Raw genomic sequence first — 349 nt, 5'->3', positions numbered from 1 at the left:
AACCACCATATCGGGTGACTTATGCGAAGCTCGGCTAAGCAAGAAGAACTAGTTAAAGCATTTAAAGCATTACTTAAAGAAGAGAAATTTAGCTCCCAGGGCGAAATCGTCGCCGCGTTGCAGGAGCAAGGCTTTGACAATATTAATCAGTCTAAAGTCTCGCGGATGTTGACCAAGTTTGGTGCTGTACGTACACGCAATGCCAAAATGGAAATGGTTTACTGCCTGCTAGCTGAACTGGGTGTACCAACCACCTCCAGTCCATTGAAAAATCTGGTGCTGGATATCGACTACAACGATGCAGTTGTCGTGATTCATACCAGCCCTGGCGCGGCGCAGTTAATTGCTC

The 349-nt window shown here is 46.7% G+C and carries 1 protein-coding gene; it reads left to right on the top strand.

Annotated elements, in window-relative coordinates; translation table 11 throughout:
* Positions 1 to 21: 21 nt before the first annotated feature.
* Positions 22 to 349 (top strand): transcriptional regulator ArgR (argR, locus tag V5P19_RS23140; RefSeq protein WP_334407859.1); only part of this gene is annotated, 328 nt, incomplete at its 3' end.

Source organism: Enterobacter sp. UNJFSC 003 (genome assembly GCF_036903355.1).
GTDB lineage: Bacteria > Pseudomonadota > Gammaproteobacteria > Enterobacterales > Enterobacteriaceae > Enterobacter.
This window is presented reverse-complemented; position numbering and strand designations above follow the sequence as displayed.